Genomic DNA, 14,467 nt, shown 5'->3' with positions numbered 1-14,467 from the left:
GCACCGTCCCCATGGCGGGATAAACGACACCGTGCCCATCAGCCGCCTCGGTCTCGATCAGGACAACCTGTTGAGGCTCCACATCTAGAGCATGCATCGCCGAAGGGTCTTGTCGCTTATGGACGTGCTATACGTGTCCCAATAGTTGTGCAGCGCACACCGTGGATCGACCCTGAAATGCTAATGGAAAATTGTCAAACAAATTCGAAAAAATAGGCAGTCCTACGAACTGCTAGTTTTTGAGGCGCCGTTTTCGTGGCGTCTGAACTCGACTGTTGTCTCGTCTCCGCGGTCTTCTCGCGCAGCTTGGGCCTTGGCATAATGTTCGCGCAAATAAGCGATCTGCTCTTCGATCACCATTGCCGCGCCGGGACCGTCCCGATCTCTCAAATGATCGACGATCCTCTGGTGGTGGTGGACGATTTCCCTGCGATCGCGATAGCGGAAAACGATAAGGTTGGAAATCGGTTGCAATCCCTCGACGACCGCAGCCATCAGAAAGCGCAGGAGACTGTTACCACTGGCATCCACGAGCGTTCGATGAAAGCGGACGTCGGAGGCGCAGAATTCCGCGTCGGTCGCCTCGATCCGCTTCTGGAAGGCGATTTCGTGTTCCATCCGGCTGAGTTGTTCGTCGCTACGCCGCAATGCGGACAAGCGGACGCACAGCATTTCCAACTGCTGCCTGGCATCGGCGATTTCGTCGATCGTAATACGGTTGATGCTGACGAGCATGGTCGAAACCGCTGCCAGCCTGTCCATCTCCTCGTCGATCGAGGGCCCGTTGACGAACGTTCCTCCGGTGGGACCTCGTTGTGAGCGGATCAGGTTCTGTGCGGCGAGACGTTTCAAGGCTTCGCGGACCGTCGGTCGCGATACGTTGAACCTTGCTGCTAGATCCTGTTCGGTCGGTAACCGCTGGTTTGCCGCAAGTTGGCCATCGACGATCATCGCTTTGATCTGCCGGGCGATCTGACTTGGGAAAGTATCTTTTGTCACTGGTTCGTAGCTGGACATGCTTCTTCCGAGAGAATCGGCACTGGTATCGCGTCAAGCGAATGGATCATCCACTTCTTGGCGAACCGTGCCGGTAGTCCGCTTATGACTAGCGTATAAGATCATACGCGAAAAACATCTTGATATTGAAGGACGAGAGATACAGCGGACGGCGCCATGCCGTTGCCGGATGCGCAGTCGGACGGACGGCGACGTTCAATGATCGTCGTGCGGATGGCGATGGATGGGATCGACCCAGTAAACCGCTTCCGGTTCTTCGACCGGGTGGATGTCGTCGATGTTCACGACCACGGCTTCGTTGTCGGAGCGCACGAGTACGCATTGCAACGTCTCGTCGGGATCGGCGTTGATCTCCTGATGCGGAACGAAGGGTGGAACGTAGATGAAGTCGCCGGGTCCGGCCTCGGCGACGTATTCGAGCTGCTCGCCCCAGCGCATACGCGCCTTTCCCTTGACGACGAAGATGACGCTCTCGAGCGCGCCATGGTGATGGACGCCGGTCTTGGCATCGGGATCGATCGCAACCGTGCCGGCCCAGATCCTCTCGGCGCCCGTACGCGCATGATTTATCGCGGCCTGGCGGAACATGCCTGGCGTCTGCGGTGTGTTGGAATCAAGTTGGTCGCCCGCAATCACTTGGACGCCATCATGCTTCCACCGCGGTTCCCGATCCATTCTGATTGCCTTCCCGATCGTAACGTCTTCACCATGAACGCGTTCGTCCATCGAAGCCGTTATAGACAAAGCAGACCGAGCGGTGCAATCGGCAGCGGCCGTTGCGGACATGGCGGATGGTAGGAATGGAGTGTCTTCATTACGGCGTCTCTCCGCCTTCGATCGCCGATGCTATGGTGCGGTTATCGGGCGGAGGAAAGCGGTTCGGTGGGTCACGATCCCAGCTCGTTGGCAATGAATTTCCTGCCTGCGACGATCCGGGAGACGGGCGAGGCGACGACGGTTACCTTTGCCGGCGGCAATACGGCGACGCTCGATCCGGCAAGCGACGCCGCACGCGATGGCGAAGTGGCAATTCGGCGGGTTATCACTTGCTCCGTTTTCATGATCCCGCCTAACCCAACGTGATGATGGTCAACCAGGCAGAAGATGCTCAGCCACGCCGCATTCTCGTGTTGGGCGGCACCGGCACGATCGGACGCGCGACCGCCAGGACGCTGATTGGTCGAGGGCATGACGTCGTCTGCCTCGTCAGGCCGGCGGCGGGCCATGCGGATCGTTTGTCGCGTTCCGGAGACGAACTCGGTCTCTCGGGCGCCGAACTTCGCCCGTGCGACGTGACCGATGCCGCGTCGCTTGCGTGCGACGGCATTCGCGGCGAGCGGTTCGATGTCATGCTCTCATGCCTCGCATCGCGGACCGGTACGCCCGAAGATGCCTGGCGGATCGATCACGACGCACATGTCGGCGTTCTCGGGCAGGCGGAGGCGGCCGGCATTGCGCATGTGATCCTGCTATCCGCCATCTGCGTTCAGAAGCCCATCCTGGCATTCCAGCAGGCGAAACTCGCCTTCGAACGCAGGCTCATCGCATCGGGCCTCGACTACACGATCGTGCGGCCCACGGCCTTTTTCAAATCGCTGTCGGGTCAGGTCGAGCGGGTGCGGCGGGGCAAGCCGTTCCTGGTGTCCGGCGACGGCACGTTGACCGCCTGCAAGCCGATCAGTGACGACGACCTCGCCGCATACCTTGCCGATTGCATCGGCAATCCGGACCGACGAAACCGAATTTTGCCGATCGGCGGTCCCGGAGAGGCGATCACGCCGCGAACGCAAGGGGAGCGGTTGTTCGCCCTGCTGGGGCAACCGCCACGCTTTACCCATGTGCCGGTGGCGCTGCTGGACGGTATCATCCTGTCGCTCACCACGCTCGGACGCTTCGCGCCTTCCCTAAGGGCCAAGGCCGAGCTTGCGCGCATCGGACGCTATTATGCGACAGAGTCCATGCTCGTGCTGAACCCAGAAAGCGCCCGATATGACGCCGAGGCGACCCCCTCGACGGGCTCCGAAACGCTTTTCGACTATTACGAGCAGCTGATCCGCGGCGAGGCGACAGCCGAACGCGGCGAGCATGCGGTATTCTAGGATGACCCCCTTCTATGGGGAATGGCTGAAGAGCGGTCAGATCGCTGCTGGTCAATTGGGTATGGGAACAAGCCGTCTGCTTTGTGATCCCTCGAGAGCCCGCTTCTATTCCGCCTGAAACCTCTCTGCCTTAGCCCGTCTTCCGGCGATATCGACGAGGGCGACTGCGAGCATTGCCGACGAAAGGGGCGGTGCATCGACGGTATCCGTAAGATCCACGAACGCCAGTGCGCGGATCGCGCTTTACGGAGTTGCCTGGAAGGTCCGGGTGATCGGAAAGCACCCCTCCGCAAGGTGGTCGCGCTTACGGCGCAGCAATGCTTGTAATTGGTAAAGCGACTACCTTGATCAACGAGTGCATCGGAGGGGTAATACGTCATCGCGGAAATCCGAAGAACGGTGCGGTTAGAAGAATTTAATGGGAGAATGGCGGACCGAACGCCGGAAAGTTCGAACCCGCTTTTTGAGACGCTTGCCGAATGGAATGAATGCTTAAAGGCCGAAGAGACCCCGCCACAACCGCATAGAAGAGCTTCACGAGGGCCGTCGCTATGACACTCCTCGATCGAAACTTTTGTCATGCCGCAGCCGGTGCCGTAGCCAGCAAACACTCCAAATCTGTCGCGCATAAGCGCCGCAAAACCACGCGCGACTGCCCTCGCGTGACGATCCGCTTTTCGTCGGATGATTTCGAGCGCCTGCAGTCGCTCGCCGATGGCATGACGCTGAGCGTCTACATCCGGGCAAAGGCACTCGGTGAGGAGTTGAAGCGCCGCAAACAGCGCTCGTCCGCCTCGGTTGCCGACAAGGCCGCCGTCGCCGAAATCCTCGGCTTGCTAGGCGAATCCCGGATCGCGAACAATCTGAATCAGCTGGCCTATCACGCGAATGTCGGCACGCTGACGATCGACGACGAGGCTCGCTTCCAGATCGACGAGGCTTATCGGACCATCTTTGGAATGCGAACCTTGCTCTTGAAGGCGCTGGGACAAAAGGGATGATCCTCAAAGGCAACCAGCGCGCTCGTGGGCGGGATCTGGCGCTGCATTTGCTCAATGTCGACGACAACGAGCATGCAGTGGTCCATGAGCTGCGCGGGTTTCTCGCCAGCGATCTGATCGGCGCCTTCAAGGAAGCCGAAGCGATCTCGCTCGGCACGAAGTGCCAGCAATACCTGTTCTCACTGAGCCTCAGCCCGCCGTCTTCGGCCAATGTGCCGGTCTCCGACTTCGAGGCGGCAATCGGCCAAATCGAGCGGCGGCTCGGCTTGAGCGGTCAGCCGCGCGCGATCGTCTTCCATGAGAAGAAGGGCCGACGGCATGCGCACTGTGTCTGGTCCAGAATCGATGTCGGTAAGATGCGGGCGATCAATCTGGCTCATTACAAGCTGCGCCTGACCGACATCGCCCGTGAGCTCTATCGCGAACATTGCTGGGAGATGCCGTCCGGCCTGATCGACCGGGAAGACCGCTCTCAGACAGTCTACACGCATGCCGAAGCCGGACAGGCAAAACGCGCCAGCCGCGATCCGGCAAAGCTGAAGGCGATGTTCAAGGCGTGCTGGTCTGGTTCGGACTCGCGAGCCGCTTTCGCGGCGGCACTCCGAGAGCACGGCTTTTGCCTGGCGCGAGGCGACCGGCGTGGCTTCGTCGCGGTCGACGCCGAGGGCGAGGTATATTCGCTTTCGCGTTGGAGCGGCGTGAAGGCCAAAGAGCTGCGCGCCCGGTTTGGTCTTTCCGATGATCTGCCGAATGTCGAACAAGCCCAGGCGGCGCTTGTTGACGATCAAAGCCAACTCGGCCCGCACGAGGCAGAAACGGCATATTGTGAGAAAGAGCGAGACGAGCGGCTCGCTGATCTCGTTCAACGCCAGCGTGCGGAACGGCAGGCGCTGGCAGCTCAGCAAGAGAAACGGCGCATTTCCGAACGCCAGCAGCGCAAAGACGCGGTGCCCAAAGGCCTGCGGGCCGTCTGGTCGCGTCTCTCTGGTGGGCTCGATGCGATCAGCAAGCGGCTGGAAGAGGATGCGGCGCGTTGCGCCCAGCGCGATCGCGACGAAGCACAGGCCCTGATCGACCGGCACCTTGCCGAGCGGCGTGCGCTGGATTGCGAGCTGACGCGGCCGGATATCCGGCAGGAACTGGAACGGGCCTTCGGACAACCGCGCCCGTCGGCCGGACGGCGCACATATCACCCCGATCCGTCGCAACCGCTCTTTTTGCCACCGGACGACGTCCCGTTCACGAAAGCCGAGATCAGGGCGCGGCCGGATCGGGTTCTCGATCTGCTGTCGGACAAGCAGGCGGAATTCACCCGCACTGAGATCGCCACACAGCTCGCCGAGTTCCTGGACGATCCGCTGACGCTTCGCGCCGCGATCGACGTCGCTCTCGCCTCCGACAAGCTGATATCCGCGCCGGATTCCGAACCCGAGACCTTCACGACGAAGGACTATGAGGCCGCACGGGCAAACCTCGCCGCGACGGCGAGTGAATTGGCCGCTGCGGGCGGCTTCAGTGTCGGGGCGCGTCATATCGAGCATGCGCTATCTGAAGAGAACGCTCGCCTGAAGCGGCACTTCGGCCGCGAGCTGAGCGCCGAACAGGCGGCGGCCATCCGCCATGTCCTTCGACCGAATCAGCTCTCCGCCATCGTAGGGCTGGCGGGTGCGGGCAAGAGCACGGCACTTGCCGTCGCGCGGCAGGCGTGGGAGGCGCAAGGCTATCGTGTTCACGGAGCGGCATTAGCGGGCAAGGCGGCCGCAGGCCTTCAAAGTACGTCCGGTATTGCTGCCCGAACGCTCGCCTCTCTCGAAGCGAGCTGGAAGGCGGGGTACGAACCGATGGGACACGGGGACATCCTCGTCATCGATGAAGCGGGGATGGTCGGAACGAGGCAGATGCAGCGCGTTGCCAAGGCTCTGCAAGAACGGGGTTGCAAGCTCGTCCTCGTCGGCGATCCGGATCAGCTGCAGCCGATCGAGGCCGGAACGCCGTTCCGTGATATCGTCGAAACGAGCGGAGCGGCCCGTCTCACGGAAATCCGCCGTCAGACCACCGACTGGCAGCGCGACGCCTCGCACGCGCTAGCGGCAGGGGAAACGGATAAGGCCATGCAGGCCTATGCCGATCATGGCGCCGTTACGGAAGAAAATGATCGCGACACCGCGATAGCGGCCCTTATCGAGGATTATCTCGCTGACCGGAAAGCGAATGGCGAAACTGCCTCCCGATTGGCGCTCGCCCATCGGCGCAAGGACGTCTACGCCATCAATCAGGCGATCAAGACCGGTTTACGCGAGCGGGAAGGCGTGAAAGCCGAAACCCTCTTCGACACCATCCATGGCCCGCGCGCCTTCGCACAAGGCGACCGGCTCCTGTTTACGCGCAATGACGCCGGCCTCGACGTCCGGAACGGCATGTTCGGGACCGTGATGAAACTCAATGATGACGAATTGACCGTTCGCCTCGACCCGGAAAGCGGCAGCGAAGGCCGCACGCTCAGCTTCTTCCCGAGCGAATTCCCATTCATCGATCACGGCTTTGCTGTCACGATCCACCGCTCGCAAGGCTGCACGGTCGAACGGAGCTTTGTACTTTCGAGCCAAACGCTGGACCAGAACCTGACTTATGTCGCGATGACGCGGCACAAGGCGGAGGTCACCTTCTATACCTCGCCTGAGATCAAGCGGCCTTCAGTTGAGGAGAAGCCGAAGCGCGTGCGGCAGGCCACATCAACGCGAACAGGGCCACGTTTCTAAAAGGTTTCGCTGTAGGCGCTAACGCCACCTTAGATTCAAAGGCTCAGAACCTCGAAGCGTCTGGCCGGAATGGCGATAACTACAGCCGGTGCCACGGAGTTTGTGAAGCTGCGGGACAGGTCCGGAGCCGGTTCGGCCTGATAGCCAGACAAGTGGCGTTTGATGGCCTCCGGCATCTCGATTTCCAGATTGTCGTTGAGGTCGTCGAGATCCGCCTTAGCCAAGTCGTCTTCTTAGAGCTTCCCGCGGGCCGTATCAAGCTTATGCTCATATTCGAACAGTTCGGCACGTTCGGCCCAGCATGCGTTTCTCCGAAAAAATGTCGCAATCATGCCAAGGAATGCGGAATGACGGTAATGCGCCCATTTCAATCGTTCGGTGGCAGCCATCGCCGCCCCAAAGCTGGCGTTTAGACAATATTTGCTAGTTTTCGTTTTTCTCGTCCCATTCAATTTCGTCGTATTCCTGGGCTCTGAGCAAGCGGGCAAGTTCCTCACTGGTTGGATAATTTTGTTTCAGCTCAAGCGTCTGTAAGTCCACCAGCTCGCCCGGCTCAATCACGACGATCTCCTTGTCGAGCTTAAAGGTCTTGGTGTGTTCGCCCCGCAAATTCTTGGCGGTAAGCGTGACGATAATTTCCAGTGGTCGGTCGCTCGATGTGGCCGCGATAACACCCTCAAAATAGTAGGTCTGCCCGCTGTGAAAATCCTCGCAGATCGCCTTCGTCTCTCCACTCCTACGCGCGTGTAGCGTCGTCTCGAATTCGTGCCGGCCGACGCGCGACGGGATCATGTCTTTAAGATGCCGGTGAATATCGAGCGAACTGAGATAGCCAGGCCTCGGCACGGGGGCGGCGGGTCCTCTGGGCGATAAAAACACCACCCGACGATTGATCCAGCCGTCGCTTGTCTTGATCGATACGACAAGGTTATCAGCCCTTATATCGCCGGCATTAGTGACGCGCACTCTGAGGAGCCTTTGATTGAAAAGCAGCTCAAGCTTCTCGCTGAACTTCGCGACGAACGAGGGCACTTCGCGATTTATGAAAGCGCTATATTTCCCATCGTAGGAGCTGTCGTGGTTGCTGACGAAACCCAAGCTGTCGCCGTAGCGGTCCTTGTTGCCGTTCAACTTTTTTGGATTCTGATTTCTAATAAGCTCGGTAAGGGCATCCGCCTGCTCGGTATCCAATGTCGTAACTTGGTAGATTATCGGCGGAGTAACGTCTGACACCTCAATTGAAATCTCGAAAGTCGGCTCGTCCTTTCTGTATTCGGCGACCTGCTGTTTGAGCCGATGAATTTCCTTGTCTTTGGGGCTGGGTTCAGGACCGCGGAGCCAAGCGTCAGATGCTTGATGGACTGGCAAGTCGCGACCGCGCGCATAAGCCAGTGGCTTGATGTCGTGGCTTATAAGAATGCGGTGTCGCGAGGCCACATTGCGCACGTTGAGCGCTTCGGCGACAATCCTGCTGTCACCGTCATCGGGATCTAGCTCGTCATAGTCATTCCACGGAATGCGCGAGCATGTCGCCATCTGTAGCTCAACGCGTGGGTCTGCGTCACGAAGAACAATTGGCTCGCCGTTAATGACAGAAGGCGCAATCAGCCGATTAAACGCCCTTGCATGCGGACCTAAACGCCCGTCGCGCTTCTTGGCGTCAATCTCGTCCATCGCTTTTGGGACGATGAGGACATGGATCAGTCCTGCCGTAATAATTTCTGTCCAAGGTAGCTCGGCCAACGGCTTGCCTTCGAGCACAATGTTCGCGTCGAGGAAGGCGACTAATTCATCGCTTGATTCAGACGACACGGTCATTGCCTATGATATCGGCCGCTGACGGTTTTGAGCAAGCTTGGGCCATCTCTACCCCCATGACGATAATCCGAGCGGTGTCGCTTCTTGCGTTCGCGCGGAATTAAGAAGCAGTTTCTAGTCGTCAACGTTGCTGTCTGGGTTGCGTCCGAAGCTGCCATACGGCCGGGCAAATCGAATGTCTGTAAGCAGCTATTCAATACTTGCGTCATCTTCAGTCTTACATGGCTCAATTTCCATAGGATATGCCCGGCTAGGATCATCCGGGTCTATCACTCCCCAAGGAATTTTTTCGTAGTCCATTAGGGGGCGACCTAGGATCGACACCACTCCTGCCTCTTTGTTCGGCCAAAAGACTCCCATGGGGACGGCATTGGCGTGCTCGTAGATTTTGACCATCTGTATCGGACCACCAATTGATGAGAACTTTTCTTCGCGCAGCAAATCTCTAAGAACCTCGAAAGGCTCCATATCAAGCGATCCGCTTCTGATTTTACCCGTACTGCGCAATTTTTCGACGAGCCGTTTCTTTGCTTCATCGACAACGTCTTCGTCCCCCGCGTAGGTCACATATTTAAAAGAATTGGGGTCTTGTCCGCCCCATGCTCTCGACCTACGGAACGTAAATATACCCTTGTTTTTATCAAAATGCAGCTTCCAAGTGATAAAATTTTTGTACTTCCAAGAGTAACCACAAAGCTGAAACTCAACGTTGGGCATGTCCGGCTCAAGTTGATTAGCTGGTAGTCCTGTAATAAACTTTCTTGAGTGATTGAAAACTCGAACAAGATGTCCTTTTAAATCTGATAAATCCATTGATCTCGTATATGCGGGCTGATGCATCCTAATAGAATTATCAGCCATCAACATCAAAGGATATGCATCATTGGTGGAACCAGCAAATGTCAGAACCGCATCCGAACGCGGGAGCATCAATATTTTAGGATTTGCATCCCAGAACTGTCCACCTGACAAGCGACTGTCTGAAGCTACAATCATCTCTGTTACGCTGCCGACTTGGCGAACCCAAGAAATACATAGTGTCATTTGGGACCCCAAACTTTCTGCATAGCTGATATTAGCCGCGTTGCCGCATAAAAACAAACTTGAGCTTGAAGCAGACGATCACTGCAGTTGTGTCAAACCGAGCGCTGGCTCGACATACACACCGAGAAAACTCCGATAGCCGGTTTCCGAGATGAACGGCCTGTCCCAATCCACGGCATGCGCGGGGAATCCGGGCCATGTCGAAAAACCCGCGCCGATTCCAAACAGGTTTTCCATCTCTATCCGAACGCGCATGCCAGAAATCTTAATGACGAAACTGCCTGTCTGGCCCCGAAGAGCACGGCGCCATCTTCTGGCGCCGTCAGACGCTCGAGCTGGCATCCCGGCGCATCCGGCCCGGCGAGTATGCCGAGCTCGGCGTTGTTCAGCTTTTCGGTAAGACGATGGGCTTCTCTACGGAGACGCAGAGCTTCGCTGAATTCGGCGGCCAGCATCGCTGCTAGATGTGAGCGATGCGACTTGAGAGGTAAGGGGCCGCCGCGGCTATCGTACAGGGCAAATGCCCGGTTTCGCTTCGAAGACGGCTTTCCTGGTGGTTTCGGCGGCTTCGACGAGCATGTCGTCGAAGCCGAGTTGCGCAGCGCTGTGCGTTGTCATGGCCGCTCCCTCACGCCACCGCCCGGTCGCACGCGGCTTCATCTGCCACGCTGAACCCGTTCAAATAATCCGCAGCCCTTTGCGCGTGTGCCGCGGCGGTGAAAATCGCCCGGCTGTCCTGCTGCAGAACCTTGAGCCAATTGTCGATATAGGCGGCATGATCGTCGCGGACTTCCGGCGATAGCCCAAGATCGGCGCAGAGGAAGGCCGCACCAAGCTCGGCGACCAGTTCCTCGGCGGCATAGCCGGCATCGCCCCAGCGCTTACGGCCGAGATCGCGGTCCAGCCGGTCCTTGTGCTTGGTCCAGTGCGTTGCCTCATGGGCAAGGGTGGCATAATAGCTTTCGGCATCCCGGAACGCTTCGAAGGGCGGCATCTGGATGTGATCGGTCCCGCCTGAGTAATGCGCGGAATTCCCGCCATGGCGGATGTCGGCGCCGGTCGCGGCAAAGAAGGCATCCGCATGGACGATGCATTCAACCGGGTCGATTTGCGGCGCGGCCAGCTGGTGAAACCGTTCTGGTAGCCCCTCGACCTGCTCGACATTGAAGACGGTGTAGCCCTTCATGAATGGTATATCCCGCTCCGTCTCTGTGCCGCTTGCCTCGTCGGTCTCGGTTTTGGAAAAGCTGCTGGCATAGACGACCGGGCTGCCCTTTTCGCCTTTGCGGACGTGCCCGCCGAGTTCCTGCGCCTGCTTGAAGGTCATCCATATCGGCGCCGCAAAGCCCTTGGTGGTGGCCTCCGACCAAAGCATGATGACGTTGATCCCGCGATAGGGCTCACTGTTTGCCCTGAGAGGCCGGGTGATCCGCCCGGAGGCATGCTCGCCGCTCCACGGCTTCATCCACGGCCTGACGCCGCGCTCCAGCTCGGCAATGATGTGATCGGTGATCTTCGAATAGATGTCCTGTTTCATGACATGAGGGCCTTTCGCCTGAAGGGTTGGGTTTCCGGCGAAGCCCGTCTTTTGCGTCCGAAGGACGATCAAACAGGTCGCGCCTGAACCCTTGCCCAGCGGCGAGCGACCCGTAGAAAACGAAGAGAAGACAGCCGAGCGCCAGCGAGGACCACAATCGGGGCGTTCGATGAAAGTCCGGGGATGGGTCAACGGCCTTCTCGGGAACCGTTAGGCGGGCCGGGCGGACAGAATGGCCACCCTGGTCCCGCCTTACGGCGGAAGACGGTTGACCCACAGCCGGAGGCGTCCCCGGTTTTCATGTAAGCTGGAAAGAAGGGTTCCAAGCGCGGACACGCGCGTCAGACGAAGAATGCGGACGCCGGCATGGGCGGCGTCCGGCCATACATATCTGCAAGCGATCGTCACCCGGCTAGGCCGAAACCTCTCCAACGGGTTCGGTGGAGGCGGCTTGTCGCCGGAATAGAGCGCGGTGCCCCGAATGGCGTAGGCAGCCTGATCTGAATTTGATTGAAAGATGCCCACAGATGTGGGTATAATATCGGAGAAAGCAGGTGCACCGATGGATACGACAATGACGACCACAGACAGCAAGAGCGACATGCTCAAGGTGCGCATGGATTCCGTGACGATCTCCATGATGGACACCGCACGCGCCTATCTCAAGCTCGACAAGAGCAAGTTCATCCGGGAGAGCGTGCGCGAGAAGGCGAAGTCGGTCATCGCCGAGCACCAGACGACACGCTTCTCGGTAGAAGACTGGTCGGCATTTTTTGCTGCGATCGATGCGCCTGCCGAGCCGACGTCCCGTATGAAGAAGGCGGTGCATAAATTCCACGACATTCAAGGTTGAGCTGGCAGAACGAACGTGCGGTTTGAAGCGCTCGATCCGAAGAAGCACGACCGCAAGAGTTTCGACTGTGACGTGCCGGCGCTCAACCACTATCTGCAGCGCTACGCCAACCAGGACCTCAAACGCAGCCTGACGCGCATCTACGTTCTCGCTGAAGGCTCTGCTATCATTGGCTATTACTCGATCAGCGCTCACTCGGTCCGGCGCGATAATCTGCCCGAAGACATCGAGGCTGGACCCTACGAAGACATCCCGTTCCTGTTGCTCGGACGGCTCGCCGTCGACAAACGCTGGCAGGGCCAGGGTTACGGCGACACGCTCATCGTCCATGCCTTCCACATGACGCGCCAAGCTGCATCACAAATCGGCATCCTCGGCATGGTCGTTGAAGCGAAGGACGAGAAGGCTGCTGACTTCTATGCAGGCTTTGGTTTTCAGCGTCTGGCTGGCACGGCTCTTCGCCTCGTCTTGCCGATCACAGCCATGGATGTGTTTTTCGAAGTTTAAAGGTTGCGCTTGTAAGCGGGTTTTTGGCTAAATATCATTTATTTGACAGACTCTAAGTAAGGATTATCGAAAGCGCCTATGATCTCTCGGGCATATTATCAGTCCAGCATAAGAAGTTTCCTTTCAAGAGATTGTAGTTCAATCCTGGGAGTGCTGGCTGCACATAATTCATTTGATCTGACGATTCAGCAGCGCAACGCATGGCAGCAGCAAATACTGAACCTACAAGATCAATTAAGCGACTTATCAGATGGCGAGATATTTTTCGAATTCGCTATCCCACGTATGGGAAAGCGTATTGATGTTGTTTTTCTTTTAAAAGGAATTGTGTTTGCCCTCGAATATAAGGTCGGTGAGGCCATACACACGCGATCATCTCAGGATCAGGTGCTGGATTATGCGCTCGATCTGAAAAATTTTCACGAAGGCAGTCACCACTGTCCAATTGTACCAATAACTGTTTGCACGGAAGCGCCCCGCGTTACAAATACCTTGGAATGGGCTTCCGATGGTGTCGCGGTTCCAATGCAATCGAACGGCTCCGACTTGAACTACCTTATAGCGCAGGCGATTGAAGGAGCGCGCAATCTACACGGCTTTTCTGCAGAGGCTTGCCCGCAGGAGGAATGGGCTCAAAGTAGTTATAAACCGACCCCAACTATCGTGGAAGCCGCACGAGCCTTGTATCAAGGGCATAGTGTTCAGGAGATTTCCCGTTCAGACGCAGGAGCAAAAAACTTATCGGTCACTGCTGAATGTATTCTCCAAATTATTGCAAAATCCAGGAGAGAAGGCAGAAAGTCGATCTGTTTTGTCACCGGCGTACCAGGTGCTGGAAAAACTCTAGCAGGCCTGAACATTTCAACCCATAGGGTAGAAGGGACTGATGAGCACGCCGTATTCCTTTCCGGTAACGGTCCCCTCGTTACGGTTTTGCGAGAGGCGCTAGCTCGCGATGACGTTTCCCGTAGTAAGATCATCGGCGAAAGCATTTCGAAAAAGGAAGCGCATCAAGAGGTAAGCGCCTTCATTCAAAATATCCATCATTTCAGGGATGAAGCACTTCGCTCAGAAGCGCCTCCAAGTGAGCATGTGGTGGTCTTCGATGAGGCGCAGAGGGCTTGGAATAGAGCAAACGCCGAAAAGTTTATGGTGCAAAAGCGCGGCGCAACCTCGTTTGATATGTCAGAGCCGGAGTTCTTGATCAAAGTTATGGATCGCCGGCAGGATTGGGCAACGATCGTTTGCCTGGTCGGCGGCGGCCAAGAAATCAATACGGGCGAGGCGGGAATTAGCGAGTGGTTTGATGCCTTGGCTAGAAGCTTCTCGCATTGGGATGTTTATCATTCCGGCCAGCTTCGAAATTCTCATTATGCCTGGGACGAAGACCTTGGCTCGAAACTGGCCGGATTGAACGCTTTCGAGCGGACATCTTTACATCTCGCAGTCTCTGTCCGATCTTTTAGGGCCGAGAAGCTTTCCGATTTTGTCGCTTGTCTGATTGATGGTGATGCGGACCAGGCAAGGGCTCTTCACCAGCATCTTTCAGAATACGATCTCGCTGTAACGCGCGATTTGGACGTTGCCCGTTCCTGGCTACGTCGGCACGCACGCGGCAGTGAGCGAACAGGGCTCGTCGCCTCTTCCGGTGGCCTACGCCTTCGCCCTGAAGGCTTAAATGTTAAAGCGAAGATAGATCCGGCTTGCTGGTTCCTAAACGGAAAGGACGATGTCCGCTCTTCTGTCAACGACGGAGCCAAACCAGGCCACTCGGGCGGAATAAAAGTCGGCCACGGCGATGGCAGGCGCGACGCACGAAGGGGCCCGATCGG

13 protein-coding genes are annotated in these 14,467 nt (G+C 57.6%); 7 read left to right on the top strand and 6 right to left on the bottom strand.

The genetic code is table 11. The features are described from left to right. Window positions 1-222 precede the first annotated feature (222 nt). Together FJU11_RS17600 and FJU11_RS17595 are read right to left on the bottom strand one after the other, a co-directional pair. Complete coding sequence (locus FJU11_RS17600; RefSeq protein ID WP_141168385.1) at window positions 223-1,017, bottom strand: FadR/GntR family transcriptional regulator; 795 nt, start codon at window positions 1,015-1,017, stop codon at window positions 223-225. Between the two features lie 195 nt (window positions 1,018-1,212). After that, window positions 1,213-1,692, bottom strand: a complete 480-nt coding sequence (locus FJU11_RS17595; protein WP_141168384.1) for a cupin domain-containing protein — start codon at window positions 1,690-1,692, stop codon at window positions 1,213-1,215. Window positions 1,693-1,899: 207 nt separating this feature from the next. On the opposite strand from FJU11_RS17595, the gene FJU11_RS17590 reads away from it, so the two are divergent. From FJU11_RS17590 to FJU11_RS17575, 4 genes are all read left to right on the top strand, one after another. Next, window positions 1,900-2,100: a hypothetical protein gene (locus tag FJU11_RS17590; RefSeq protein ID WP_141168383.1), complete on the top strand. Its 201-nt coding sequence runs from the start codon at window positions 1,900-1,902 to the stop codon at window positions 2,098-2,100. Window positions 2,101-2,144: 44 nt separating this feature from the next. Next, window positions 2,145-3,116 carry an NAD(P)H-binding protein gene (locus FJU11_RS17585; protein ID WP_328591737.1) on the top strand — a complete coding sequence of 324 codons (972 nt, stop codon included), beginning with the start codon at window positions 2,145-2,147 and terminating at the stop codon, window positions 3,114-3,116. Window positions 3,117-3,667: 551 nt separating this feature from the next. After that, the gene (locus FJU11_RS17580; protein WP_141168381.1) at window positions 3,668-4,117 is read left to right on the top strand and encodes a plasmid mobilization protein; all 450 of its coding nucleotides are present in this window, start codon (window positions 3,668-3,670) and stop codon (window positions 4,115-4,117) included. Continuing rightward, the gene (locus FJU11_RS17575) at window positions 4,114-6,876 is read left to right on the top strand and encodes an AAA family ATPase (protein ID WP_141168380.1); all 2,763 of its coding nucleotides are present in this window, start codon (window positions 4,114-4,116) and stop codon (window positions 6,874-6,876) included. The genes FJU11_RS17580 and FJU11_RS17575 overlap by 4 nt, the downstream gene beginning before the upstream one ends. A 35-nt stretch (window positions 6,877-6,911) precedes the next feature. Here the strand turns inward: FJU11_RS17575 and FJU11_RS17570 are convergent, their stop codons facing one another. From FJU11_RS17570 to FJU11_RS17555, 4 genes are all read right to left on the bottom strand, one after another. Then, a complete protein-coding gene (locus tag FJU11_RS17570) occupies window positions 6,912-7,100 on the bottom strand; it encodes a hypothetical protein (protein ID WP_141168379.1) in 189 nt (62 codons plus the stop codon). Window positions 7,101-7,299: 199 nt separating this feature from the next. Next, complete coding sequence (locus tag FJU11_RS17565) at window positions 7,300-8,694, bottom strand: PIN domain-containing protein (protein ID WP_141168378.1); 1,395 nt, start codon at window positions 8,692-8,694, stop codon at window positions 7,300-7,302. 189 nt (window positions 8,695-8,883) lie between these two features. After that, entirely contained in the window at window positions 8,884-9,738 is an 855-nt protein-coding gene (locus FJU11_RS17560; protein WP_141168377.1) for a hypothetical protein, read from the bottom strand. Between the two features lie 628 nt (window positions 9,739-10,366). Next, window positions 10,367-11,275, bottom strand: a complete 909-nt coding sequence (locus FJU11_RS17555; RefSeq protein WP_141168376.1) for an ArdC family protein — start codon at window positions 11,273-11,275, stop codon at window positions 10,367-10,369. 574 nt (window positions 11,276-11,849) lie between these two features. Between FJU11_RS17555 and FJU11_RS17550 the strand changes: the two genes are divergently transcribed. The 3 genes from FJU11_RS17550 to FJU11_RS17540 form a co-directional block, all read left to right on the top strand. After that, a complete protein-coding gene (locus FJU11_RS17550) occupies window positions 11,850-12,128 on the top strand; it encodes a type II toxin-antitoxin system TacA family antitoxin (RefSeq protein ID WP_141168375.1) in 279 nt (92 codons plus the stop codon). A 15-nt stretch (window positions 12,129-12,143) separates the two neighbouring features. Continuing rightward, window positions 12,144-12,635 (top strand): GNAT family N-acetyltransferase, encoded by a 492-nt coding sequence (locus tag FJU11_RS17545; RefSeq protein WP_141168374.1) that lies wholly within the window; start codon window positions 12,144-12,146, stop codon window positions 12,633-12,635. 150 nt (window positions 12,636-12,785) lie between these two features. Next, window positions 12,786-14,467, top strand: a 1,682-nt coding sequence (locus FJU11_RS17540) for a DNA/RNA helicase domain-containing protein (RefSeq protein ID WP_210242913.1), incomplete at its 3' end; no start/stop codon positions are given.

The organism is Pararhizobium mangrovi (genome assembly GCF_006516965.1).
Classification (GTDB): Bacteria; Pseudomonadota; Alphaproteobacteria; order Rhizobiales; family Rhizobiaceae; genus Pararhizobium_B; species Pararhizobium_B mangrovi.
This window is presented reverse-complemented; position numbering and strand designations above follow the sequence as displayed.